Annotated in this window: 25 protein-coding genes; 18 read left to right on the top strand and 7 right to left on the bottom strand. The window is 68.9% G+C overall.

Annotated features, from left to right (window positions below; translation table 11 throughout):
* Positions 1 to 158 precede the first annotated feature (158 nt).
* The 3 genes from rocF to BP68_RS09765 all read right to left on the bottom strand — a co-directional run bounded on the left by rocF (position 159) and on the right by BP68_RS09765 (position 3889).
* Positions 159 to 1079, bottom strand: coding sequence for an arginase (rocF, locus tag BP68_RS09775; RefSeq protein WP_496371139.1), 921 nt, complete (start codon positions 1077 to 1079; stop codon positions 159 to 161).
* Positions 1080 to 1110: 31 nt separating this feature from the next.
* Positions 1111 to 1869, bottom strand: a complete 759-nt coding sequence (locus BP68_RS09770) for a sulfite exporter TauE/SafE family protein (protein WP_496371137.1) — start codon at positions 1867 to 1869, stop codon at positions 1111 to 1113.
* A 331-nt stretch (positions 1870 to 2200) separates the two neighbouring features.
* Entirely contained in the window at positions 2201 to 3889 is a 1689-nt protein-coding gene (locus BP68_RS09765) for a GMC family oxidoreductase (RefSeq protein WP_496371135.1), read from the bottom strand.
* Positions 3890 to 4187: 298 nt separating this feature from the next.
* Here BP68_RS09765 and BP68_RS09760 point away from each other — a divergent pair, with 298 nt between their 5' ends.
* The 7 genes from BP68_RS09760 (at position 4188) to BP68_RS09730 (ending at position 9634) form a co-directional block, all read left to right on the top strand.
* Positions 4188 to 5306, top strand: a complete 1119-nt coding sequence (locus tag BP68_RS09760; protein WP_496371133.1) for an MlaE family ABC transporter permease — start codon at positions 4188 to 4190, stop codon at positions 5304 to 5306.
* 2 nt (positions 5307 to 5308) lie between these two features.
* Entirely contained in the window at positions 5309 to 6166 is an 858-nt protein-coding gene (locus tag BP68_RS09755; RefSeq protein ID WP_496371131.1) for an ABC transporter ATP-binding protein, read from the top strand.
* On the top strand, positions 6166 to 7143 hold the full coding sequence (locus BP68_RS09750; protein WP_496371129.1) for an MlaD family protein: 978 nt from the start codon (positions 6166 to 6168) through the stop codon (positions 7141 to 7143). The genes BP68_RS09755 and BP68_RS09750 overlap by 1 nt, the downstream gene beginning before the upstream one ends.
* Before the next feature lie 17 nt (positions 7144 to 7160).
* Complete coding sequence (locus BP68_RS09745; RefSeq protein ID WP_496371127.1) at positions 7161 to 7838, top strand: ABC-type transport auxiliary lipoprotein family protein; 678 nt, start codon at positions 7161 to 7163, stop codon at positions 7836 to 7838.
* A gap of 252 nt (positions 7839 to 8090) precedes the next feature.
* Positions 8091 to 8306: a CsbD family protein gene (locus BP68_RS09740; protein WP_496371125.1), complete on the top strand. Its 216-nt coding sequence runs from the start codon at positions 8091 to 8093 to the stop codon at positions 8304 to 8306.
* 70 nt (positions 8307 to 8376) lie between these two features.
* Complete coding sequence (locus tag BP68_RS09735) at positions 8377 to 8955, top strand: hypothetical protein (protein WP_496371123.1); 579 nt, start codon at positions 8377 to 8379, stop codon at positions 8953 to 8955.
* Between the two features lie 163 nt (positions 8956 to 9118).
* A complete protein-coding gene (locus BP68_RS09730) occupies positions 9119 to 9634 on the top strand; it encodes a hemerythrin domain-containing protein (protein WP_496371121.1) in 516 nt (171 codons plus the stop codon).
* A gap of 88 nt (positions 9635 to 9722) precedes the next feature.
* Here the strand turns inward: BP68_RS09730 and BP68_RS09725 are convergent, their stop codons facing one another.
* Positions 9723 to 11054 carry a ferredoxin reductase family protein gene (locus tag BP68_RS09725; RefSeq protein WP_496371119.1) on the bottom strand — a complete coding sequence of 444 codons (1332 nt, stop codon included), beginning with the start codon at positions 11052 to 11054 and terminating at the stop codon, positions 9723 to 9725.
* Between the two features lie 166 nt (positions 11055 to 11220).
* On the opposite strand from BP68_RS09725, the gene BP68_RS09720 reads away from it, so the two are divergent.
* Positions 11221 to 12153, top strand: a complete 933-nt coding sequence (locus BP68_RS09720) for a GGDEF domain-containing protein (RefSeq protein ID WP_496371117.1) — start codon at positions 11221 to 11223, stop codon at positions 12151 to 12153.
* Positions 12154 to 12165: 12 nt separating this feature from the next.
* On the opposite strand, the gene BP68_RS09715 is transcribed toward BP68_RS09720, so the two are convergent.
* Positions 12166 to 12801, bottom strand: a complete 636-nt coding sequence (locus BP68_RS09715; RefSeq protein WP_496371115.1) for a MarC family protein — start codon at positions 12799 to 12801, stop codon at positions 12166 to 12168.
* Between the two features lie 93 nt (positions 12802 to 12894).
* On the opposite strand from BP68_RS09715, the gene BP68_RS09710 reads away from it, so the two are divergent.
* On the top strand, positions 12895 to 13584 hold the full coding sequence (locus tag BP68_RS09710; RefSeq protein WP_496371113.1) for a dienelactone hydrolase family protein: 690 nt from the start codon (positions 12895 to 12897) through the stop codon (positions 13582 to 13584).
* Positions 13585 to 13657: 73 nt separating this feature from the next.
* Here BP68_RS09710 and BP68_RS09705 read toward each other — a convergent pair whose 3' ends face one another.
* On the bottom strand, positions 13658 to 14860 hold the full coding sequence (locus tag BP68_RS09705) for a magnesium transporter CorA family protein (protein WP_496371111.1): 1203 nt from the start codon (positions 14858 to 14860) through the stop codon (positions 13658 to 13660).
* A 39-nt stretch (positions 14861 to 14899) separates the two neighbouring features.
* Positions 14900 to 15907: a porphobilinogen synthase gene (gene hemB / locus BP68_RS09700; RefSeq protein ID WP_496371109.1), complete on the bottom strand. Its 1008-nt coding sequence runs from the start codon at positions 15905 to 15907 to the stop codon at positions 14900 to 14902.
* A gap of 253 nt (positions 15908 to 16160) precedes the next feature.
* Here hemB and BP68_RS09695 point away from each other — a divergent pair, with 253 nt between their 5' ends.
* From BP68_RS09695 to tuf, 9 genes are all read left to right on the top strand, one after another.
* The gene (locus BP68_RS09695) at positions 16161 to 16589 is read left to right on the top strand and encodes a CopD family protein (protein ID WP_496371107.1); all 429 of its coding nucleotides are present in this window, start codon (positions 16161 to 16163) and stop codon (positions 16587 to 16589) included.
* Positions 16590 to 16740: 151 nt separating this feature from the next.
* Positions 16741 to 17847: a VanZ family protein gene (locus tag BP68_RS09690; RefSeq protein WP_496371105.1), complete on the top strand. Its 1107-nt coding sequence runs from the start codon at positions 16741 to 16743 to the stop codon at positions 17845 to 17847.
* 9 nt (positions 17848 to 17856) lie between these two features.
* A complete protein-coding gene (locus tag BP68_RS09685; RefSeq protein ID WP_496371103.1) occupies positions 17857 to 18198 on the top strand; it encodes a (2Fe-2S) ferredoxin domain-containing protein in 342 nt (113 codons plus the stop codon).
* An 88-nt stretch (positions 18199 to 18286) separates the two neighbouring features.
* Positions 18287 to 18928 carry an alpha/beta hydrolase gene (locus tag BP68_RS09680; protein WP_496371101.1) on the top strand — a complete coding sequence of 214 codons (642 nt, stop codon included), beginning with the start codon at positions 18287 to 18289 and terminating at the stop codon, positions 18926 to 18928.
* 98 nt (positions 18929 to 19026) lie between these two features.
* Positions 19027 to 20190: a D-alanyl-D-alanine carboxypeptidase family protein gene (locus BP68_RS09675; protein WP_496371099.1), complete on the top strand. Its 1164-nt coding sequence runs from the start codon at positions 19027 to 19029 to the stop codon at positions 20188 to 20190.
* A gap of 169 nt (positions 20191 to 20359) precedes the next feature.
* Complete coding sequence (gene rpsL, locus BP68_RS09670) at positions 20360 to 20737, top strand: 30S ribosomal protein S12 (protein ID WP_003059441.1); 378 nt, start codon at positions 20360 to 20362, stop codon at positions 20735 to 20737.
* 162 nt (positions 20738 to 20899) lie between these two features.
* The gene (gene rpsG / locus BP68_RS09665) at positions 20900 to 21373 is read left to right on the top strand and encodes a 30S ribosomal protein S7 (protein WP_496371097.1); all 474 of its coding nucleotides are present in this window, start codon (positions 20900 to 20902) and stop codon (positions 21371 to 21373) included.
* Positions 21374 to 21533: 160 nt separating this feature from the next.
* A complete protein-coding gene (gene fusA, locus BP68_RS09660; protein ID WP_496371095.1) occupies positions 21534 to 23642 on the top strand; it encodes an elongation factor G in 2109 nt (702 codons plus the stop codon).
* A 182-nt stretch (positions 23643 to 23824) separates the two neighbouring features.
* Complete coding sequence (gene tuf / locus BP68_RS09655) at positions 23825 to 25015, top strand: elongation factor Tu (protein WP_496371092.1); 1191 nt, start codon at positions 23825 to 23827, stop codon at positions 25013 to 25015.
* Positions 25016 to 25017 lie beyond the last annotated feature (2 nt).

The raw sequence follows: 25017 nt of genomic DNA, 5'->3' as shown, positions 1-25017 counted from the left end.
GTACAAAAAATCCGGCATTGCGGATCACAAGCCGGAAACCAATGCCTGCACAAGCTCCCCGTTGTCGGAGCCGGCGTCATGAGGCGGTCACATTATAGGGAGGCCGCCTGCGCGCCGCGTACTGCCGCAAACCCGCGGTGGCCGGGCGTGCCGGCCGTTCACTGCGGGCGCATCAGCGTGGATTTGCCGAACAGGCTTTCGAGCAGGTCCACCGCCAGCTCCGCCGTCTGGTTGCGGATGTCCAGCGCCGGGTTCAGCTCCATCACGTCCACCGACCCCAGCGCGCCGCAGTCGGCCAGCATCTCCATGCACAGCTGGGTCTCGCGGTAGGTCGGGCCGCCGCGCACGGCCGTGCCCACGCCGGGCGCCACCGTGGGGTCCAGGCAGTCCATGTCGAAGCTCACGTGCAGGTGCGTGCCCTCGTCCACGTCGGCCAGGGCCGCCTGCATCACGGCGCGCATGCCCAGCTCGTCGATGGTGCGCATGTCGTACACCTCGATGCCCTGCTCGTTGACGAAGCGTTTTTCCGTCGCGTCCACGCTGCGCACGCCGATCAGCGTGATCTGCTGCGCCCGCAGCGCCGCCGGCGCATCCGGGCCCGCCAGCTGCGTGAGCTGCGCCGGCCCATGGCCCAGCAGGCAGGCCACGGGCATGCCGTGCAGGTTGCCGCTGGGCGAGGACGCGGGCGTGTTCGCGTCGGCGTGGGCGTCGAACCACAGCACTTTCAGGCGCTTGCCCCGCGTGCGGCAATGCTGGGCCACGGCGCTGATGGAGCCGATGGCCAGGCAGTGGTCCCCACCCATGAGCAGCGGCAGCTGGCCGGCGTCCAGCGCGCCCTGCGTGGCGGCGAACACCGCCCGGTTCCAGTCCGTCACCTCGGCCAGATGCCGGAAGCCATCGGATGGCGCGGCCTGCGGGTTGCCCGGGCCGCTCAGGTTGCCCAGGTCCTGCACGTCGAGGCCGCGCTCGCGCAGCGCGCGGGCAATGCCCGCGATGCGCAGCGCATCCGGCCCCATGCTGGCGCCGAGCACGCTGGCGCCCACGTCGGTGGGGGCGCCGATCAGGGTCAGGGGAATCATGGCGTTCTCTCCTATGCAAAGAAAGGGCGGTTCAGCGCAGGAAGGCGTCGTGGCCGGTCTTGAGGATCAGCAGGCCCACCACCAGGATGAAGATGCCCCGTACGAACCCCGCGCCATGCTTGAGCGCCAGGTGCGTGCCCAGCAGGCTGCCCACCACGTTGGCCACGGCCAGCGGCAGTGCGAAGTGCCACCACACATGGCCCTTGGCCGTGAACAGGATCAGCGCCGCCACGTTGGTGGCCAGGTTCAGCAGCTTGGCGGACACCGAGGCGTTCAGAAAATCGTAACCCAGCACGCGCACGAACAGGAACACGAAGAAGCTGCCGGTTCCGGGGCCGAAGAAGCCGTCGTAGAAGCCGATGGTCACGCCGATCAGGCTGGCGGCCAGGGTTTCCCGGCCCGGGGCGAAGCGCGGCGCATGGTGGCGGCCCAGGTCCTTGCGCACCAGCGTGTAGGCCAGCAGCGCGACCAGCACCAGCGGCAGCAGCTTGCGCAGGAAGTCGCCGGAGATCAGCGTCACCACCCAGGCGCCGGCGAAGGCGCCGACGAAGCCCGCCAGCGCGGCCGGCAGCATGGCCCGCCAGCGCATCTGCACGCGGCGGCTGAACTGCCAGGTGGCGATGCCCGTGCCCCAGATGGCGGCGCTCTTGTTGGTGCCCATCAGCGTGGCGGGCGACGCCGTGGGGAAGGTGGCGAACAGGGCCGGCAGCAGGATCAGGCCGCCCCCGCCGACGATAGCGTCCACGAAGCCGGCCAGCAGCGAGGCCAGCGAGACGATGATCCATTCCATGCGCCCGATTGTCGCACCGCAAGTGCTACGGAATCAGGAGCTGCAGGCGCTCACCCTGCGGGCGAGAAGGCCTCTTTGGATAGGTAGGCAGCAACAAAAAGGCACCTGGGTTACAGGTGCCTTGTCAAAGGCATCTCGTTGCGGATGCCGGTTCATATGTTGGTGTTCTTGAATTGGGTTTGTCTCCTCGGTCCCCTCGCTTGGCGTGCCGAGGCGCGCATCGAGTGCATGGACTGTAATGGCTTGCACCCGGATGGGGCATTGGTGATTTCCCGCCCCCTGTTGCGGTGCGTCAATGCTGGCCCGGGTGCCTTTGATAGTGCCGCCGGCCTCAGCCGCGCCGCGTGCCGCGGATCCACTGCGCGGCCATCTCCGCCATCATCAGCGTGGGCGAATTGGTGTTGCCGCTGGTGATGGTGGGCATGGCGCCCGCATCCACCACGCGCAGGCCGGCTACCAGGCCGCCGCGCCCGTCGCGCACGCGCATCTGCGCGTCGAGCACGGCCTGCGGGTCGTCCGCTCGGCCCATGCGCGTGGTGCCCACGGGGTGGAAGATGGTGGTGGCGATGTCGCCGGCCAGCCGGGCCAGGTCCTCGTCGCTCTGGTACTGCGGGCCGGGCTTGTATTCCTCGGGCTGGTAGGGGGCGAGCGCGCTCTGGGCGACGATGCGGCGCGTCATGCGCAGGCTGTCGGCGGCCACCTGGCGGTCCGCGTCGGTCGACAGGTAGTTGGGTGCGATGGCCGGCGCGGCGCGGAAATCCGCGCTCTTGATGGCCACCGTGCCGCGGCTCGTCGGGTTGAGGTTGCAAACGCTGGCCGTGAAGGCCGGGAAGCCGTGCAGCGGCTCGCCGAAGGCCTCCAGCGACAGCGGCTGCACGTGGTACTGGATGTTGGGGTACGGCAGGTCGGGGTGGCTGCGCGTGAACGCGCCCAGCTGCGACGGCGCCATGCTCATCGGGCCGCTGCGCTTGAGCGCGTATTCCAGGCCGATCCGCGCCTTGCCCAGCAGGCTGCCGGCCAGCTCGTTCAGCGTGGGCACGCCCCGCACCTTGTACACGGCGCGGATCTGCAGGTGGTCCTGCAGGTTGGCGCCCACGCCGGGCAGGTCGGCCTGCACGTCGATGCCGTGCCGCTGCAGCAGCGCCCCGGGGCCGATGCCCGACAGCTGCAGGATCTGCGGCGAGTTCACGGCGCCGGCGCTCAGGATCACCTCCTGCTGCGCCTGGGCGGTGACCATCTCCTCGCCGGTCCACACCTGCACGCCGGTGCAGCGCAGGCTGCCGTCCGGCTGGCGGTCCAGCACCAGCCGAGTGGCCTGGGCCGTGGTCCACATCTCGAAGTTGGGCCGGCCGTAGCAGGTGGGGCGCAGGAAGGCCTTGGCCGTGTTCCAGCGCCAGCCGTCCTTCTGGTTCACCTCGAAGTAGCCCACGCCCTCGTTGGTGCCGCGGTTGAAATCGTCGGTGGCGGGAATGCCGGCCTGCTGCGCGGCCTGGGCGAAGGCGTCCAGGATGTCCCAACGCAGGCGCTGCCGCTCCACGCGCCACTCGCCCGAGCCGCCCGTGCTCTTGCTGCCGTGCAGGCGCTTGAAGTTCTCGTTCACGCCCTCGGGCTGGTCCAGGCGCCAGTGGTCCTCGTGGCGGCGGAAGGCGGGCAGCACGTTGTCCCAGCGCCAGGCGTCGTCGCCCGTGATCTGGGCCCACTGGTCGTAGTCGCGCGCCTGGCCGCGCATGTAGATCATGCCGTTGATGCTGCTGCAGCCGCCCAGCACCTTGCCGCGCGGATAGCGCAGGCTGCGGCCGTTCAGGCCCGCGTCGGCCTCGGTCTGGTAGAGCCAGTCGGTGCGCGGGTTGCCGATGCAGTACAGGTAGCCCACGGGGATGTGGATCCAGTGGTAGTCGTCCTTGCGGCCGGCCTCCACGAGCAGCACGCGGTTCTTGGGGTCTGCGCTGAGCCGGTTGGCCAGCAGGGCGCCGGCCGTGCCGCCGCCGATGATGATGTAGTCGAAAGTGGTGTCGCTCATGGATGCCGATCGCATGTCAGAAAAGGCCGCCGCCCCCGGGGCCAGGCTTTTGTGCGGCGCCGCATCATTGTGCGAACCGGCCTCGGCGTGTCGAGGGTAAACCCCTGGAATGCTATAGTTTTGATTGCTGCTCACGCATGTTGCATAAGCGCTGGTGGCCGATTTTGATGTTTTTTCAAGACGCACGCCGACCGGCCACGGCGCATGCGTGGGGCCCGTCCCGCGCGAGCATGCAAAATCGGGCCTGCGCGCCGGGCTCGTCGTCCGGCACGCCCACCCCGCCCCTTCCCTGACCACCATGCCCGGTTTCACCCCTCCTTCGGTCGTACAGGACAACGCCGCCCAGCCCCGCGCCTTGCCGCAGGGCGACTGGGTGGCGGCGGCCTTTGCCGACCGCCACGCCTGGCGGCGCGTGGCCGCGCAGCTGCGCGGCTGCGGGCCCGGCCATGCCTGGAGCCTGCAGGGGCTGGCGCGCCTGGACCATGTGGGCGCGCAGGTCCTGTGGAACCACTGGGGCCGCGCCTGGCCGGCCCAGCTGGAGCTGAACGCCACGCAGCGCGAGATGCTCGAGCGCGTGGCGCAGTTCTCCACGCCCTGCGCGACCCCCGCGCCCTGGCGTCTGTCCGACCAGGTCGACCGCCTGGGCGTGCTGGTGCTGCATGCGCTGGACCACCTGGCCCACATGGTGGTGCTGGTGGGGCAGCTGCTGCTGGACCTGCTGCGGCTGGTGCGCAACCCGCGGCGCGGGCCCTGGCGCGACATCTCGGGCCACCTGTTTCGCATGGGGGCCATGGCCCTGCCCATCACGGCGCTGGTGGGCTTTCTGATCGGCGTGGTGCTGGCCTACCTGATGTCGCTGCAACTGCGCCAGTTCGGGGCCGAGGCCTTCATCGTCAACATCCTGGGCATCTCGCTGATCCGCGAACTGGGCCCGATGCTGGGCGCCATCCTGGTGGCGGGGCGTTCGGGCTCGGCCATCACGGCGCAGATCGGCGTGATGCGCGTGACCGAGGAACTCGACGCCATGCGCGTGATGGGCATCCCGCACGGCTTTCGCCTGGTGATGCCGCGCGCCCTGGCCCTGGGCCTGGCCATGCCGCTGGTGGCGCTGTGGACCACGCTGGCGGCGCTGGCCGGCGGCATGCTGGCGGCGGACCTGACCATGGGCATCTCGTCGGCCTACTTCGCGCAGGCGCTGCCCGCCGCGGTGAAGGTGTCCAACCTGTGGCTGGCCATGGCCAAGTCGGTGGTGTTCGGCGTGTTCATCGCGCTCATCGGCTGCCACTGGGGGCTGCGCGTCAAGCCCAACACCCAGAGCCTGGGCGAGGGCACGACGGCCTCGGTGGTCAGCGCCATCACCATGGTCATCATCGTGGACGCGCTGTTCGCCGTGGCCTTCAAGAACGTGGGTTTCTGACCATGGCCGACACGCAGTCCCTGCCCGTCACCGCCTCCCTGGCGCCCGCGCCGCCGCCGCAGGATGCAGCGGCCGTGGTGGACATCCAGGGCCTGGCCACGGTCTTCGGCAAGGGCGGCGAGACCTTCGCCGTGCACGACGACCTGCAGCTGACGGTGCGCCGCGGCGAGATCCTGTCGCTCGTGGGCGGCTCGGGCACGGGCAAGACGGTGCTGCTGCGCCACATCCTCGGGCTCACGCGGCCCACGCGCGGCAGCGTGACGGTGCTGGGGCGGCCGGCGGTGGAGCTGGGCGGCGACGGCGCCAGCGGCCGCGTGGGCATGCTGTTCCAGCACGGGGCGCTGTTCTCGGCCTTCAGCGTGCTCGACAACATCGCCTTCGCGCTCAACGAGCTGGGCACGCTGCCGCCGGCCATCGTGCAGGACGCGGCCATGGTCAAGCTGCGCCTGGCGGGCCTCAAGGCCGAGCACGGCGCGCGCATGCCCGCCGACCTGTCGGGCGGCATGATCAAGCGCGCGGCCCTGGCGCGCGCGCTGATCATGGACCCGCCGCTGCTGCTGCTCGACGAGCCCACGGCGGGGCTGGACCCGAGCAGCTCCGACGAGTTCTGCGCCCTGCTGCGCGAGCTGCACGCCGCGCTGGGCCTCACCGTGATCATGGTCACGCACGACCTGGACACGCTGTTCGCCCTGTCCACGCGCGTGGCGGTGCTGGCCGACAAGCGCGTCATCACCACCGGCGCGCCGCGCGAGGTCGCGCAGTTCGACCATCCCTTCATTCACCACTTTTTTCAGGGGGAGCGCGGCCGCCGCGCCATGGCGCAGCCGCCGGGCGGCGCCCCCTCGCCTAAGGAAGCCTGATGGAAAACAAGTCCCACGCCCTGGCCGCGGGCATCTTCGTGATCGTCGTGGCGGCGCTGCTGGCGGGCCTCGGCATGTGGCTCACGCGCGACCAGACCGACTACCAGGTCTACGAGCTCTCCAGCAAGGAAAGCGTGACCGGCCTGCAGCCCCAGGCCCCCGTGCGCTACAAGGGCGTGGCCGTGGGCAAGGTCACGTCCATCGGCTTCGATCCGCAGGCCGCGGGCAACGTGCTGATCCGCATCGCCGTCAACACCGACGCGCCCATCAGCCCCACCACCTTCGCCACGCTGGGCTACCAGGGCGTCACGGGCCTGGCCCATGTGCAGCTCGACGATGCCGACGCGCCCCTGCCCACACCGGCGCCGGGCCGCAGCGGCCTGCCGCGCCTGCCGCTGCAGACCTCCTCGTTCAGCCAGCTGGCCGAGCAGGGGCCGGCCATCATGTCCCAGGTGCAGGAGGCCACGCACCGCATCAACCTGCTGCTGGGCGACGAGAACCAGCAGCGCTTCGTCACCGCGCTGGACCAGCTGGGCCGGGCCGCGGGCAGCATCGACCAACTGGCCCGGCGCCTGGACGGTACGGTGGCCAACCGCCTCGACCCGGCGCTGGCCAGCGTGCCGCCGCTGGCCGAGGAAACGCGCCAGACGCTGCAGTCGCTGCGCCAAGCCGGCGGCAGCGCCGCCGCCGCGGCCGACGAGGTCCGCCAGGCCGTGCGTGCGCTCAACGCCGAGGGCGGGGCGCTCGACGAGATCGCCAGCGGCGCCCAGTCGCTGTCGGCCGCGGCCGACCGGTTCGGCCGCGTGACGCTGCCGCGCGTGAACCACGCGGCCGACGAGACGGCCCGCGCCGCCCGCCGCATGGGCCGCACGGCCTCGGGCATCACCGACAACCCGCAGTCGCTCATCTACGGCCCGGGCCGCGCGGCCGCCGGCCCCGGCGAGCCCGGCTTTGCCGCGCCGGCCACGCAGCCCTGACCCGCAGGAACCATGCCATGAATACTATTGAAAACATAGCTGCTAGCGCAGGCAGGACGGGCGCAAAAGCCATTTTTGGCCTGATTTTTGCCGCGCTGGCCGCGGGCTGCTCCGTGCTGCCCGAGCCGCCCGTGCGCGCCGATGTGTACGACTTCGGCCCCGGCCCCCTGCAGCATGCGCCCAGCGACCGGCGCGCGCCGCTGCCGCCCATCGCGCTGGGCGAGGTGGCCACCGTGGGCCTGCCCGAGGGCAGCTCGGCCCTGCTGTACCGCCTGGCCTATGCCAACGCCCAGCAGCTGCGCCCCTACGCCCAGGCGCGCTGGAGCCAGCCGCCCGCGGCCCTGCTGCAGCAGGCTCTGCGCCAGCGCCTGGGCGAGCGCCGGGTGGTGCTGTCGGGCGATGACGGCATGGCCGTGCAGCTGGACCAGGGCCGCCTGCCCGCCGTGTTGCGCGTGGAGCTGGAGGAGTTCAGCCAGGTGTTCGGCAGCCCGGACGCCAGCGAGGGCCTGGTGCGCCTGCGCGCCATGCTGTCCGACGCCGGCCGCGGGGGCGAGACCCTGGTGGCGCAGCGCGTGTTCGTCGTGCGGCGCCCGGCCGCCACGCCCGATGCCCCCGGCGGCGCCAAGGCCCTGGCCGAGGCCGCCGCGCAGGCGGCCGACGAGCTGGCCGCCTGGGTCGAGCAAACGGGCCGCTGAGCGCGCGCGGGCCCCCCTCACAACGCACAGAGACATGCCCCGGCATGTCTCTTTTTTTTGCCTGTGCTGCCGTGCCCGGTGGGGTGCTGGCCTACACGGCGCTATCGCCCTGGGCTGACGCAGCTGGCTCCTGCACACCGACGCGCCGCCGCCGGGGGGCTGCCTACAGTTCGTTCATCGCCTGACGCAACGCCACCGCCGCAGCGGGAGTTCGCCAGGCGATCCTTTGACAACTGCACAGGAGAGTGACTCATGAACGAAGACCGCATCAAGGGCAACTGGAAACAGTTCACGGGCAAGCTGAAGGAGCAGTGGGGCAAGCTCACCGACGACGACCTCGACGTCATCGCCGGCAAGCGCGATCAGTTGCTGGGCAAGCTGCAGGAGCGCCATGGCCTGGCCCGGGAAGCCGCCGAGGAGCAGCTCAAGAACTGGGAACAGCGCAACCCCGGTTTCCGTTACGACTGACCTGACCGCCCAGGCGCCACGGCGCTTGGGCAGACCACCAGCAACCCGTTCTGAATTTGGAGGACAACCCGTGAATCACGCACGCAATCTGATGGCCCTGGCCGCCGCCGCCCTGATGGCTACGTCCGGCATGGCAATGACCAAGGAGGAATACAACGCTGGCAAGGACCGCATCGGCGCCGACTACAAGGCCGCCAAGGCCCAGTGCGACACCCTGCAGGGCAATGCCAAGGATGTCTGCATCAAGGAAGCCATGGGCAAGGAAAAGGTGGCCAAGGCCGAGCTGGAGGCCCAGTACAAGCCCAGCGATAAGGCCACCTACAAGGTGAACGAGGCGCGCGCCGATGCCGACTATGAAGTGGCAAAGGAGAAGTGCGACGACCAGAAGGGCGATGCCAAGGACATCTGCGTGAAGGATGCCAAGGCGGCCCATGTGGCAGCCAAGGAAAAGGCCAAGGTCCAGCGTGAGCAGGCCAAGCCCGCCGACTCGGCCGCCGAAAAGCGCGCTGACGTGGCCGATGCCCAGAAGGATGCCGCCGAAGCCCAGCGCGAGGCACGTTACAAGGCGGCCAAGGAGCGCTGCGACACCATGAACGGTGACGCCAAGGACAAGTGCGTGGCCGACGCCAAGCGCGCCTACGCCCAGTAATCCCCGCCGGGACACGCTGTCTCCGAGCCCCGCCCATGGCGGGGCTTTTGGGTTGTGCAGCCCGTGGTGCCGCCATGTCCTGACGTGCGTCAATGCACCAGTGCGGCCGCTTTCTTAAGCTCGCGCGGCTTCATACACGCTGCACAGGAAGGAAGGACTGCATATGGCTGCACTGCAATGGTCTGAGGGGCTGGCGCTCGACTTGCCGCTGATGGACGACACGCACCAGGAATTCGTGGAACTGCTGCAGGCCGTGGAGCGCGCGGACGACGCGCGGCTCATCGCCGCCTGGCAGGCACTGGTGCAGCACACCGAGGCGCATTTCGGCCAGGAAGACCGCTGGATGCAGTCCACGCGCTTCGCCTCGGGCAACTGCCACAGCCTGCAGCACAAGGTGGTGCTGCAGGTCATGCGCGAGGGCGCGGAGCGCGCCGCGCAGGGTGAGCTGGGCGTGCTGCGCGGCATGGCGGCCGAGCTGGCCGTCTGGTTCCCGCAGCACACGCAGAGCATGGATGCGGCCCTGGCGCTGCACCTGCGGCGCGTGGGCTTCGACCCCGCCACCGGCACGGTGCAGGCGCCCGACGCGCTGCCGGCCGACCTCATCCACGGCTGCGGCGGCGCCTGCGCCTCGGGCGATGACGAGGCCACAGCGGGCACGCCCGCGGCCGTGGCGGCCTGAGCGCGGATTTAGAAGAAATCAGGCCTCTGGCCAATCAGGGTAAGCGCAAGCAGCTATTGTTTTAATATCTCAAGCGGGTGCGCTCGCCTCAGCGCATCTGGAACAGCTCCTGGTGGAAGCGTTCGGCCGGCAGCCCGTGCGCCGTAAGGTCCTGGCGCATGGCGTCGCCGAAGGCGGTGGGGCCGCAGAACCACACATCGGCCTGCGCCCAGTCGGGCACGGCGGCCCGCAGGCGCTCGCCCGTCAGGCGGCCGTCGCGCTCCGACAGGATCAGGTGCAGGCGCACGCCGGCGGCCGCGGCATCGGCGCGCAGCAGGTCCAGGGCCCGCTCGTCCACCTGGGCCGTGGAGTGGAACAGGTCCACGCTGCGGCCGTCGGGCTGGGCTGCCAGCGCCTTCATGCGCGCCACGAAGGGCGTCACGCCGATGCCCGCGCCGATCCAGATCTGCCGCTGCGCGCTGCCCTCGAACCGGAAGCGCCCGTAGGGCCCCTCCACCGTGACGGGGTCGCCCGGCCGCAGCGCGTGCCGAAGGGTGCGCGTGTAGTCGCCCAGGGCCTTGATGAGGAACAGCAGCCGGCCGTCGCCCTCCCAGGCCGAGGAAATGGTGAACGGGTGCGGGCCCTCGCGCTCGTCGAAGGTCACGAAGGCGAACTGTCCGGCCTCGTGGCCGGCCCACTGGTCCTTGAGCTGGATGGCGACGGCATTGACCTGCACGCCCTCAAGGAAGCCCACCTCCACGATCTCGCCCACCGCCTTGCGCCGCACGCCGATGCGCCGCAGCAGGCTGATGCCGGCGGCCACGGTGCCGGCGGCCAGCAGCAGGCCCATCGCCCAGCCCAGGGGCTGGCCCCAGTAGGGGAAGCTGGCCAGGACCACGGAGTGGAACACCAGCACCAGATAGACCAGCGCCAGCCAGCGGTGGGTGCGAAAGAAATGGCGGTAGGGGAAGCGCCGTATCAGCGCCAGGGCGATCAGGACCACGGCCGCGTAGAAGGCCTGCTCGCCCAGGTCCTCGGCCAGGCCGCGCAGGCTGCGCAGCAGGCGCAGGACCTCCTGCGTCTCCTCGGCGCGCGGCCCGCGCGCGGGCCGCTCCAGCAGCCCCGCCCGCACCAGCCACTTGGGCCCCTGGGCACAGAGCCAGTGGGCGATGGCCAGCACCAGGCCGGCGATGCCCAGCCATTTGTGCAGACGGTACATCTTGTCGAGCCCGTGCAGGCGGGACTCCAGCCAGGCGGGGCGCACCGCCAGCAGCATGGCGGCCGACATGGCGCCCATGGCCAGCACGCCCGAGTACTGCACCAGCAGGTGGCGCCAGTCGAAAAACCCCCGGGCCGCGCCCAGCGCCGGCGCCTCGGCCAGCAGCCACAGCGCGGTCAGGCCCGCGAACAGCCCTGCCAAGCCGGTCTTGATCCTCTTCATGCCTGCCATGTTTCCACGGTTGGGCCGGTCTGGATAGGCCGTGGCCCGCACGGCTTGCGCTGTGTCAACAGCTCTCGGGCGGAATGGGGGAGGGTCGTTGGGGTGGCGGCCTGACCGCTTGTCCTGCTAAGCTTGCCGCGTATCCATTGCCCGCTTGCCGACCACCATGTCCACCGCCCCCGACAGCGCGCTCTACCGCACCCTGCTGGAATCCACGCGGGCCATTCCCTGGAAGATCGACTGGGCCACGGCGACCTTCGCCTACATCGGGCCGCAGATCGAGAGCCTGCTGGGCTGGGAGCCCACGAGCTGGCGCACGGTGCAGGACTGGGCCGACCGCATGCACCCCGACGACCGCGAGCGCGTCGTCAACTTCTGCGTCACGCAGTCGCAGTGCGGGGTGGACCACGAGGCCGACTACCGCGCCCTCACCACGCGGGGCGACTATGTGTGGATCCGCGACGTGGTGCATGTGGTGCGCGATCTGCAGGGCAACGTGGTGTCGCTGGTGGGCTTCATGTTCGACATCACCGAGCGCAAGCAGAGCGAGGAAAAGCTGCTGAGCCTGCAGCAGGAGCTGGAGGAGCTGTCCTTCCGCGACGGGCTCACCGGGGTGAACAACCGCCGCAAGTTCGACGCGGTGTTCGACCGCGAGTGGCTGGCCGCGCGGCGCGAGCTGCAGCCGCTGGCGCTGCTGCTCTTCGACGTGGACTTCTTCAAGCGCTACAACGACCGCTACGGCCATGTGGAGGGCGACGAATGCCTCAAGCGCGTGGCCCGGGCGCTCGACAGCGCCGCCTGCCGCCCGCGCGACTTCCTGGCGCGCTACGGCGGCGAGGAGTTCGTGCTGCTGCTGCCCGGCAGCGACACGGCGGCGGCGCGCGCCGTGGCCGAGCGTTGCATGCAGGAGATCGCGGGCGCGGGCATCGCGCATGCGGACTCGCCGATCGGCCCGCGGCTCACGCTCAGCGTAGGCATCGGTGCCGCCATTCCGGGCCCGCACGACGACCCGACGCAGTTCCTGCAGGAGGTGGACCGCCGGCTCTACCGGGCCAAGCGCGGCGGGCGCAACCGCATCGAGGACGCGCCGGCCGGCTGAGCCGCGCCGCGCTCAGCGCGTGGCGAGGATGGGGAACAGCTTGCTCAGGCCGTCGGCCATCACCTCCACCGCCAGCGCGGCCAGGATCAGGCCCATGAGCCGCGTCATCACGTTGATGCCGGTTTTGCCCAGCACGCGCTCGATGGGCTCGGCCAGCGCGAAGCACAGGGCCGTGGCGGCGCCCACCACCACGCCGTAGCCCACCAGCGCCACATGCTGCCAGGCGGTCTGCGCGCGGTCGGCGTAGATCACCACGGTGGACATGGCGGCCGGCCCGGTGAGCAGCGGAATGGTGAGCGGCACCACGGCGATGCTGGAGCCCTGCGCGGCCTTCTCGGCGCCTTCCTCCAGGTCGTTGGTGTGGGGCTTGGCCTCGGCCGGCTGGGCGTTCAGCATGTTCATGGCGCTGATCAGGAGCAGCATGCCGCCGCCCACCTGGAAGCTCTGCAGCGAGATGTTGAAGAAGTCCAGCACCTGCAGCCCGATGAGGGCGCAGGCCGCGATCACGCAGAACGCGCTGAATGCCGCCACCTGGACGGTGCGCCGGCGCTGCGCGGCGCTGAAGCCGCTGGTGTAGTGGATGAAGAACGGCACGATGGCCAGCGGGTTCACGATGGCCAGCAAGGTGATGAGGGGCTTCAGGTCCATGAAGGGATGACTCCTGCAAGAATGGCGCATTGGAACAGGTTTCAGCCCCCTGGCGGAGGCGCCGCGTTCCGCTCGGCCCGGGGAGAACACGACATGGGACAGTGGGTAGATCTGACATCAAGCGACGGCTTCGTGCTGCCCGCCTGGGTGGCGCGCACCGATGGCGCGCCGCGCGGCGCGGTGGTGGTGCTGCAGGAGATCTTCGGCGTCAACGCCCATATCCGCGCGGTCACCGACCGGCTGGCCGCGCGCGGCTACATCGCGGTGGCGCCGTCCACCTTCGCGCGGGTGCGCCAGGGCGTGGACCTGGGTTACGGCGCGCAGGACATGCAGGACGGCGTGGCGCTCAAGGCCGCCGTGGAGGGCCTGCCCGCGCCGGGCGTGATGCCCGACATCCAGGCCGCCATCGACTATGCCGCGGGGCAGTGCGGCGGCAAGGTCGGCGTGGTGGGCTTTTGCTGGGGCGGGCTGCTGGCCTGGCGCGCGGCCTGTCTGCTGGACGGGCTGTCGGCCGCGATCACCTACTACGGCGGCGGCATGACCACGCCCGCCGAGGCGGCCCGCCAGCCGCGCGTGCCGGTGCTGGCGCATTTCGGCGAGCACGACCGCTGGATCGCGCTCGACGGCGTGCAGGCCTTCGCGCGCGCCCACCCCCAGGCGCAGGTGCATGTGTACGCGGCCGACCATGGCTTCAACTGCGACCAGCGCGGCAGCTACGACGAGGCCGCCGCCATGGCGGCACGCGAACGCACCCTGGCCTTCCTGGCCCGGCATGTGGGCTGATTTTGAGTGAAAAAATGGCTGTGGCGCTTGATGGATAAGCGCTGATAGCTATTATTTTGGTAGTGTCCGGCCGTCAGCCGCGCCCGGTGCGGGCCAGGTAGCGCTTGCGCCAGAACAGCAGCGTGAGCGCGGCGGCGATGACGCTCATGGTGCCCAGGGCCCACCAGAAGCCGTCCTGCTTGTGCACCAGCGGGATGAAGTCGAAGTTCATGCCGAAGATGCCGGCGATCAGGTTCAGCGGCAGGAACACGGCGGTGAGCGCCGTGAGCGTGCGCATGATGTCGTTGGTGCGGTTGCTCTGCACCGAGAAATGCATCTGCACGGCCGCCTCGGTGCTCTGCTCCAGCCGGCGCACGTGGTGCACCACGCGCTCGATGTGCTCCAGCACGTCGCGGCTGCGCACCTTGAGCAGGTCCAGCTCGCGCAGGGCCGCGGCGTTGCCGGCGGGCGGCGCCCAGGTCTCCAGCGCCTCGCCCCAGGCCTGCACGGCGGCGCGCTGGTCCTCGCAGATGCCGTCGAGCTGGTGCAGGGTCAGGCGCGCGTCCAGCAGGGCGCTCCAGTTGGTGAAGCGCGTGCGGGGTCGCAGCAGCTCGGCCTGCCAGTGGTCGAGCTGGCGCGACAGTTCGCGCCGCAGGTCCAGGTAGTTGTCCACGATGTGGTTGACCACGCGCAGCATCAGGTCGGCCGGGCTCAGCGGCAGGCGCGCGCCGGCCACGGGGCCGGTGCGCAGCTCGCGCACCATGGCCTCGGCGGGCGTGGCCGGGGCCGCCGCGGGGGCGGGCCGGGCGCCCGGCGCCGGGCTGCCGGTCAGGCGCGCGGCGTAGGCGTCGCGCACGCCGCAGTCGCCGGGGTGCACGGACAGCAGCACCTGGTCGAACACGGCAAAGCCGACGGGGCTGGTGTCGATGCGGCGCAGCACGGGCGGCCCGCCCCGTGTGGCGGCGGCGCCGGGCAGCGGGGCGGCGGCCTCGCCCTCGGCCGCCGCGGTGCCCAGGCGGCGCACGACCAGCAGGTCGTACTGCGAGGTGTAGTCGTAGTGCGAGGGCAGCTGGGCGTTGAGCAGGTCGGACACATGCAGGTCCACCAGCTGCTGTCCCGCCAGCGCCTGCAGCGTGGCCTGCAGGCGCGGCAGATCGGCGCTGAAGGCCGTGCGCGTGCAGGCGATCCAGTAAAAGCCTTGGGCGGGCGGCTGCGTGGGCAGCGCCTGCAGCTCCAGGGCGCTGGCGCCGGGCTGCAGGTGGAAGATGCGGATCGCCTGTACGGTCTTATGCGTCAAATGGGCCTCCAGCGCTTTGGTAGTAAGCGCGAGCAGCTCTTATTTCGTGAGCAGACGGGCGGCGTCGAGCGCGAAGTAGGTCAGCACGCCGTCGGCGCCCGCGCGCTTGAAGGCCAGCAGCGACTCCATCATCACCTTGTCGTGGTCCAGCCAGCCGTTGGCCGCGGCGGCCTTGAGCATGGCGTATTCGCCGCTGACCTGGTAGGCGAAGGTGGGCACGCGGAACTCGTCCTTCACGCGGCGCACCACGTCCAGGTAGGGCATGCCGGGCTTGACCATGACCATGTCGGCGCCCTCGGCCAGGTCCAGCGCCACCTCGCGCAGGGCCTCGTCGGTGTTGGCCGGGTCCATCTGGTAGACGTTCTTGTTGCTGGCGCCCAGGTTGGCGCTGGAGCCCACGGCGTCGCGGAACGGGCCGTAGAAGGCGCTGGCGTACTTGGCGCTGTAGGCCATGATGCGGGTGTGGACGTGGCCATGGGCCTCCAGCGTGTCGCGGATGGCGCCGATGCGCCCGTCCATCATGTCGCTGGGCGCGATCATGTCCACGCCGGCCTGGGCATGCGTGAGGGCCTGGCCCACGAGCAGCTCCACGGTCTCGTCGTTCAGGATGTAGCCCGTGGCGTCGAGCATGCCGTCCTGGCCGTGGCTGGTGTAGGGGTCCAGCGCCACGTCGGTCATCACGCCCAGCTCGGGGAACTCGGCCTTGAGCCTGCGCACCACGCGCGGGATCAGGCCCTCGGGGTTCAGCGCCTCCTTGCCGTCGGGCGTCTTCAGCGCGCCGTCGATCGACGGGAACAGCGCCAGCACGGGGATGCCCAGCCGCACGCATTCCTCGGCCACGGGCAGCAGCAGGTCCAGGCTCAGGCGCTCCACGCCGGGCATGGAGGACACGGGTACGCGCAGGTTGGCGCCCTCGTGCACGAACACGGGATAGATAAAATCGTGCGGCGTGAGCAGGTTCTCGCGCACCAGGTTGCGGGTGAAGGCGTCGCGGCGCAGGCGGCGCGGGCGGTTGGCGGGGAAGGGGGTGGGGCTGGACAGATGCATGGGCACAAATTGTGCGCCACATTGCGCCCGGGCACCCTTGCGCTGGCGCAGTCGCACCGGCCCGGGTGCGGCACGGCTTGCGCCGGGCGCGCACGAGTGCTAGATTGCCCCCGGGCGGCCGCGCCGCCCCCCGCTTTACCTCCCTGAGCGGGGCCTTGCCAGGCAAGCTGCGGCAAGGTTTTCCCGCCCGGTCCTGCCGGGCATCTTTTTTGGTCGCGGGCCGCGCGCGCGGTGCGCCACGTACACTGCGCCGATGCTCTGGGTCAAAGCCTTTCACATCGTCTTCGTCGCCAGCTGGTTCGCTGGCCTGTTCTACCTGCCGCGCATCTTCGTCAACCTGGCCATGGTGGCGCCGGGCTCGGTGGCCGAGCGCGAGCGGCTGCTGCTGATGGCGCGCAAGCTGCTGCGCTTCACCACCTTGCTGGCGGTGCCGGCCATCGGCCTGGGCCTGTGGCTGTGGCTAGGCTACGGCATCGGCTTCGGGCCGGGCAATGGCTGGATGCACGCCAAGCTGACCGTGGTGCTGCTGGTCGTGGTCTACCACTGGGCCTGCGCCGTACTGTGCGCCAGGCTGGCGGCGAACACCGACCAGCACAGCCACCGCTGGTTCCGCTGGTTCAACGAGGTGCCGGTGCTGCTGCTGGTGGTGGCCGTGGTGCTGGTGGTGGTCAAGCCGTTCTGATATGCGGGCCCCCCTGAGGCGCTGCGCGCCTTCCCCCGCAGGGGGACGGCGCCAGCGGCCGGGCCAAGCCCGCTCCGCGGCGCCTGCTGGCATGGCCTGCTCCGCGGCCTTCGGGCGGGTGGGCCGCGGTGCAAAGGATGATTGATACGGCATGCACAAGACATCGGCCTGGCCCCTGGCGCTCATCTATGCGGCGCTGATCGTCTTTGCCAGCCTGTTCCCGTTCGACGGCTGGCGCGAGCAGGGCATCTCGCCCTGGGTGTTCTTCTCGGCGCGCATCCCGCCGCCGTACTGGACCTGGTTCGACGTCAACATGAACCTGGCCGGCTATGCGCCGCTGGGTTTCTTGCTGGCGCTGGCGCTGCTGCGCACCGGGTGGCCGCGCTCGGCCGCGCTGGTGACCGTGCTGGCGGCGCTGGCGGGGGCCGCGCTGTCGCTGGGCATGGAGTATCTGCAGATCTTCCTGCCGCGGCGCGTGCCGTCCAACATGGACCTGGCGCTCAACGCGGCGGGCACGCTGCTGGGCGCGCTGGCGGCGACGCTGCTGGAGCGCCTGGGCGCCATCGCACGCTGGAGCCGCTTTCGCGAGCGCTGGTTCGTGCCCCAGGCGCGCGGGGCCCTGGTGCTGCTGGCCCTGTGGCCCTGGGCGCTGCTGTTTCCCGCGGCGCTGCCCTTCGGGCTGGGCCAGGTGTGGGAGCGGCTGGAGTCCGCGCTCATCGAACTGCTGGAGGACACGCCGTTCCTGGAGTGGCTGCCGGTGCGCGAGGCGCCCCTGGAGCCGCTGTCGCCCGGCGCCGAGCTGCTGGCCGTGGCGCTGGGGCTCCTGATCCCCTGCCTGCTGGGCCACTGCATCATGCGCCACCTGGGGCGGCGGGCCGTGTTCGCGCTGGCCACGGTGGCCATCGGCGTGGCGGTGACGGCCCTGTCCTCGCTGCTGAGCTACGGCCCGGCCCATGCGTGGGAATGGCTCACGCCGGCGGCGCGGGCGGGCGTGGTGGCGGGCCTGGGCGCGGCACTGCTGCTGGTGGCCGTGCCGCGGCGGGGCTGCGCGGCCCTGCTGCTGCTGGCGCTGATGCTGCACCTGAACCTGCTCAACCAGGCGCCCACCAGCGCCTACTTCGCGCAGACGCTGCAGGCCTGGGAGCAGGGGCGCTTCATCCGCTTCTACGGTCTGGGCCAGTGGCTGGGTTGGCTCTGGCCCTATGCCGCACTGGTGTATGTGGTGCTGCGGGTGTCGCGGCGCGACAGCGAAACCTAGAATCCGTCCATGAGCGATACCACTTCCCAGTACTACCAGCGCCATATCTTCTTCTGCCTCAACGAGCGCGCCAACGGCGAAAACTGCTGCGCCCACCACGGCGCGCAGCAGGCGTTCGAGCGCTGCAAGATGCTGGTCAAGGAGCAGGGCCTGACGGGTCCCGGCAAGGTGCGCGTGAACAAGGCCGGCTGCCTGGACCGCTGCGCCGGCGGCCCCATCGCCGTGGTCTATCCCGAAGGCACCTGGTACACCTATGTGGACGAGAGCGACATCGACGAGATCGTGGAGTCGCACCTCAAGAACGGCCAGGTGGTGGAACGACTGCTCACGCCGCCGGAACTTGGGCGCTGATTCGCGCTCTCTCCCCTGGTTGATAGTGTTTTAAGGCTGCGGCGCTTGACCATCAAGCGCCGGCAGCTATTGTTTTTGATAGCCTGACGTGAACGCCCAGACCGAACGCCTGACCCTCAACGGCCCCGCGGGGGCCATCGAAGCGCTGCGCGACGCGGCCATGCCGCCCGCAGGCGGCGGCGCGCGCGGCGTGGCCGTGATCGCCCATCCGCATCCGCTGTTCGGCGGCACCATGGACAACAAGGTGGTGCAGACACTGGCGCGCGCCTTCGCGGCCAGCGGCTGGACGGCCGTGCGCTTCAACTTCCGCGGCGTGGGCGGCACGGCCGGCACGCACGACGAGGGGCGCGGTGAGCTCGACGACCTGCTGGCCGTGGTGCGCCAGGCGGCGCCCGAGGGGCCGATCGCGCTGGCCGGTTTCTCCTTCGGCGCCTTCGTGACCAGCCACGCGCTCGCGCGGCTGTGGGGCGAGCGTGCCGTGGAGCGCGCCGTGCTTGTGGGCACGGCGGCCAGCCGCTTCACGGTGGCGCCGGTGCCGCCCGAGGCCCAGCTGCGCACCCTGGTCGTGCACGGCGAGGCCGACGACACCGTGCCCCTTGCCGCCGTGATGGACTGGGCGCGGCCCCAGACACTGCCGGTTACGGTTGTGCCCGGGGGCGGTCATTTCTTTCACGGACAATTGCCCCTGCTCAAGGGCTTGGTCATGCGCCACCTGCAGGCCACGCTCTGACGGCGCACCGCGCCGCCGCAGGCGGCGTGGCGCGCATCTCCGCCACCGGTCATGCCGACCGGTTTGTTACCTCTGTTTCCCGAGTGCCCGTTTTCACCATGAAGTTTTCCCTGTCCTCGTTGCGATCCCTTGCCTGCGCCGCCCTGATGGCCCCCGCCATCCTCTGGGCCCAGGCGCCTCAGCCGCCCGAGATCGCCGCCCGCAACTACCTGCTGGTGGACGTGACGGCCGGCCAGGTGCTGGCCGAGAAGGACATTGACGCACCGGTGGAGCAGGCTTCGCTGACCAAGCTCATGACCGGCTACCTGGTCTTCGACGCGCTGCGCGCCAAGAAGGTCACGCTGGAGCAAAGGCTGCCCGTGAGCGAGCGCGCCTGGAAGATGCCGGGCTCGCGCATGTTCATCGACCCCAAGATGCAGGTGCCGGTGGACGACCTGCTCAAGGGCATGATCGTGCAATCCGGCAACGACGCGACCGTGGCCCTGGCCGAGGGCGTGGGCGGCACGGTGGAGAACTTCGTGCGCCTGATGAACGAGCAGGCCAAGGCCCTGGGCATGGCGGGCACGAGCTACAAGAACCCCGAGGGCCTGACGGAGCCCGGCCACATCACGACGGCGCGCGACCTGGCCACGCTGGCCACGCGGCTGATGCAGGATTTCCCGGAACACCTGCACTACTACGCCACCAAGCAGTACCGCTACGAGGGCACGCCGGCATCCAACAGCAACAACCGCAACATGCTGCTGTTCCGTGACCCGACGGTCGACGGCCTGAAGACCGGCCACACGGCCGCCGCCGGCTACTGCCTGGTGGCCACGTCCCGCCGCGATTTCCCGAACGTCGGCCAGCGCCGCCTGCTGTCCATCGTGCTCGGCGCCGCCAGCGAGAACGCCCGCGCCAACGAGAGCCAGAAGCTGCTGAACTGGGGCTACACGGCGTTCGACGCCGTGAAGCTGTTCGACGCCGGCCAGGCCGCCGCCACGCCGGCCGTCTGGAAGGGCACGCAAAGCACGCTCAAGATCGGCCGCCCCGACGCCATCGTCATCACCGTGCCCTCGGGCAGTGCCGGCAAGGTGAGCACGGAGATCGTGCGCCAGGACCCGCTGATCGCGCCCTTCACCAAGGGCCAGTCCATCGGCACGCTGAAGGTGAAGCTGGGCGAGCACCAGGTGGCCGAGGTGCCCCTGGTGGCGCTGGAGGACGTGGCACAGGCGGGCATCTTCGGCCGCGCCTGGGATGCCATCCGCCTCTGGATCAAGTAAGCCGGCGCCAGGGCTGGCGGCCGCGCCGGGCGAGTCCGGAGCGGCCGCGGGCTTTGGGCGGGGCGATTGCCCATATCGCGTCAAGCTGGTACATTAGAAAGCTTTTCGGAATTTCCGAAGGGATTCACGTTTTCGCTTTTCATAGCAATTCACGTTTAGGGACGTATTAATGCCAACCATTAACCAACTCGTGCGTCAGGGCCGCACGGTCGAAGTTGTCAAATCCAAGAGCCCTGCCATGGAAAACTGCCCCCAGCGCCGTGGCGTGTGCACCCGCGTGTACACCACGACGCCGAAGAAGCCTAACTCCGCTCTGCGTAAGGTCGCCAAGGTGCGCCTGACCAACGGTTTCGAGGTGATCTCGTACATCGGCGGTGAAGGCCACAACCTGCAAGAGCACAGCGTGGTGCTGGTGCGTGGCGGTCGTGTGAAGGACTTGCCCGGTGTGCGTTACCACATCGTGCGCGGCTCCCTGGACCTGCAAGGCGTCAAGGACCGTAAGCAAGCCCGTTCCAAGTACGGTGCCAAGAAGCCGAAGGCCAAGTAATCAGGCTTTTGCAAATTTTCGGTGCTGTGTCCCCCGCGTGGCGCGGAAGGTGCAGCGTAGTGACCCTCACGCAAATGGTTTGCGCGGGTCGAGTAAGTGGGAGTCCTGATGGCTCTCGCGGTGCCCGAGATGGCGCCAACTGAAGCAAGATAGAGGTAAAAAATGCCACGTCGTCGCGAAGTCCCCAAACGTGAAATCCTGCCGGATCCCAAGTTCGGCAACGTAGAGCTGTCCAAATTCATGAACGTGATCATGGAAGGCGGCAAAAAGGCAGTTGCAGAGCGCATCATCTATGGCGCCCTGGAGCTGATCTCCAAGAAGCAGCCCGAGAAGGATGCTCTGGAAGTGTTCGTCACGGCCATCAACAACGTGAAGCCGATGGTCGAAGTGAAGTCCCGCCGCGTGGGCGGTGCCAACTACCAGGTGCCCGTGGAAGTGCGTCCCGTGCGTCGCCTGGCGCTGTCGATGCGCTGGATCAAGGAAGCCGCCCGCAAGCGTGGCGAGAAGTCCATGGCCCAGCGCCTGGCCAGCGAGCTGATGGAAGCCACGGAAGGCCGTGGCGGCGCCATGAAGCGCCGTGACGAAGTGCACCGCATGGCCGAAGCCAACCGAGCGTTCAGCCACTTCCGCTTCTAATTCAAGCGGAAGTCATCAGGGGTTCACTTCTGAACACGATAAAGGCCGCAGGCGTGCACAAACACGCTGCGGCCTTGTGTTGATTGAGGCCCCGTGAAAGACAGCAGCCGCGCAGGTGTGCGCGGCCAGCCCCCCAAGAGCGATCAACCAAGGATTTATCATGGCTCGCAAAACCCCCCTTGAGCGCTACCGCAATATCGGTATTTCGGCACACATCGACGCTGGCAAGACCACGACGTCCGAGCGCATCCTGTTCTACACGGGCGTGACCCACAAGCTGGGCGAAGTGCACGACGGCGCTGCCACCACCGACTGGATGGAGCAGGAACAAGAGCGCGGCATCACGATCACCTCGTCTGCCGTGACCTGCTTCTGGAAGGGCATGGACCTGTCCCGCCCCGAGCACCGCATCAACATCATCGACACCCCGGGCCACGTGGACTTCACCATCGAGGTGGAGCGTTCCATGCGCGTGCTCGACGGCGCCGTGATGGTGTACTGCGCCGTGGGCGGCGTGCAGCCCCAGTCTGAAACGGTGTGGCGCCAGGCCAACAAGCACAAGGTGCCGCGCCTGGCCTTCGTGAACAAGATGGACCGCACCGGCGCCAACTTCTTCAAGGTCGTGGACCAGATGAAGCTGCGCCTGAAGGCCAACCCCGTGCCCATCGTGGTGCCGATCGGCGCCGAAGACAACTTCCAGGGCGTGGTCGATCTGGTCAAGATGAAGGCCATCTTCTGGGACGAGGCTTCCCAGGGCATGAAGTTCGAATACCGCGACATTCCCGCTGAGCTGGTCGAGACCTGCAACAAGTGGCGCGAGAACATGGTCGAAGCGGCTGCAGAAGCCAGCGAAGACCTCATGAACAAGTACCTGGAAGAAGGCACGCTGTCCGAAGCCGAAATCGTCGCCGGCCTGCGCCAGCGCACGATCGCCACCGAAATCCAGCCCATGCTGTGCGGTTCGGCCTTCAAGAACAAGGGCGTGCAGCGCATGCTCGACGCGGTGCTGGACCTGCTGCCCTCGCCGGTGGACATCCCCGACGTGCAGGGTACGGACCCCGACGACGAAGAAAAGAAGCTGACCCGCAAGGCCGACGACAACGAGAAGTTCTCGGCCCTGGCGTTCAAGCTGATGACCGACCCGTTCGTGGGCCAGCTGACGTTCGTGCGCGTCTACTCGGGTGTTCTTAGCAAGGGTGATACCGTCTTCAACGCCGTCAAGGGCAAGAAGGAGCGTATCGGCCGTATCGTGCAGATGCACGCCAACGAGCGCCAGGAAATCGACGAAATCCGCGCCGGCGACATCGCTGCCTGCGTGGGCCTGAAGGAAGTGACCACCGGTGACACGCTGTGCGACGTTGACGCGCACATCACGCTGGAAAAGATGGTCTTCCCCGAGCCCGTGATTGCACAGGCCGTGGAACCCAAGTCCAAGGCCGACCAGGAAAAGATGGGCATCGCCCTGTCGCGCCTGGCCTCCGAAGACCCGTCCTTCCGCGTGCGTACCGACGAAGAGTCCGGTCAGACCATCATCGCCGGTATGGGCGAGCTGCACCTGGAAATCATCGTGGACCGCATGAAGCGCGAATTCGGCGTGGAAGCCAACGTGGGCAAGCCCCAGGTGGCCTACCGCGAAACCGTGCGCAAGACCGTGACCGATGTGGACGGCAAGTTCGTTCGCCAGTCCGGCGGTAAGGGTCAGTACGGCCACGTGGTGTTCACGCTGGAACCCCAGGAAGCCGGCAAGGGCTTCGAGTTCGTCGACGAAATCAAGGGTGGCGTGGTGCCGCGCGAGTACATCCCCGCGGTGGAAAAGGGCGTGGTCGAAGCCCTGACCAGCGGCGTGCTGGCCGGCTACCCGGTGGTGGACGTCAAGGTCCGTCTGACCTTCGGTTCGTACCACGACGTGGACTCGTCCGAGCAGGCGTTCAAGATGGCTGCCATCTTTGGTTTCAAGGAGGCCGCTCGCAAGGCCAGCCCCGTGATCCTCGAGCCGATGATGGCCGTGGAAGTGGAAACGCCCGAAGACTACGCCGGCACCGTCATGGGCGACCTGTCGTCCCGCCGCGGCATGGTGCAGGGCATGGACGACATGGTGGGCGGTGGCAAGGCTATCAAGGCCGAGGTGCCGCTGTCCGAAATGTTCGGCTACGCCACGCAACTGCGCTCCATGACGCAGGGCCGCGCCACGTACACGATGGAGTTCAAGCACTACGCCGAAGCTCCGCGCAACGTGTCCGAAGCCATCGTCGCGGCTCGCGCCAAGTAAGCTGGTTTTAGGCCAAAAGGGCTGCTAGTGCTTGTGTACCAAGCGCTAGCAGCTCTGATATTTATAGCAAGTTTCTTGCAATCTGCGATCCGGTGCCGTCCTGTGGCACTGTGCGGGCCGAACCAGCAACCGGGTGCAGACGTTAAACCCTCACACAGGCATTGCTCTTTTGGAGTTTGAAAATGGCAAAAGGTAAGTTTGAGCGTACCAAGCCCCACGTGAACGTGGGCACGATCGGTCACGTGGACCATGGCAAGACGACGCTGACGGCGGCCATCGCCACGGTGCTGTCCAAGAAGTTCGGCGGCGAAGCCAAGGGCTACGACCAGATCGACAACGCCCCCGAAGAAAAGGCGCGTGGCATCACGATCAACACCTCGCACGTGGAATACGAAACGTCCACTCGCCACTACGCCCACGTGGACTGCCCCGGCCACGCCGACTACGTCAAGAACATGATCACCGGTGCCGCCCAGATGGACGGCGCCATCCTGGTGTGCTCGGCCGCTGACGGCCCGATGCCCCAGACCCGCGAGCACATCCTGCTGGCCCGCCAGGTGGGCGTGCCCTACATCATCGTGTTCCTGAACAAGTGCGACATGGTGGACGACGAGGAACTGCTGGAACTCGTCGAAATGGAAGTGCGCGAACTGCTGGACAAGTACGACTTCCCCGGCGACGACACCCCCATCATCCGCGGCTCGGCCAAGCTGGCCCTGGAAGGCGACCAGTCCGACAAGGGCGAGCCCGCCATCCTGCGCCTGGCTGAGGCACTGGACACCTACATCCCGACGCCCGAGCGCGCCGTGGACGGCGCCTTCCTGATGCCCGTGGAAGACGTGTTCTCCATCTCCGGCCGCGGTACCGTGGTGACCGGCCGCGTCGAGCGCGGCATCATCAAGGTCGGCGAAGAAATCGAAATCGTCGGCATCCGCGACACGCAAAAGACCACCTGCACGGGCGTGGAAATGTTCCGCAAGCTGCTGGACCAGGGCCAGGCTGGCGACAACGTCGGTCTGCTGCTGCGCGGCACCAAGCGCGAAGACGTCGAGCGTGGCCAAGTGCTGTGCAAGCCCGGCTCCATCAAGCCCCACACCCACTTCACGGCTGAGGTGTACGTGCTGAGCAAGGACGAAGGCGGCCGCCACACGCCCTTCTTCAACAACTACCGCCCCCAGTTCTACTTCCGCACCACCGACGTGACCGGCTCCATCGAGCTGCCGGCCGACAAGGAAATGGTGATGCCTGGTGATAACGTGTCGATCACCGTCAAGCTGATCAACCCCATCGCCATGGAAGAAGGCCTGCGCTTCGCCATCCGCGAAGGTGGCCGCACCGTGGGCGCCGGCGTCGTTGCCAAGATCATTGCGTAATC

This window comes from Diaphorobacter oryzae DSM 22780, from assembly GCF_059568935.1.
The sequence above is the reverse complement of the archived record's forward strand: the minus strand, read 5'-3'. Positions and strand labels throughout refer to the sequence as shown.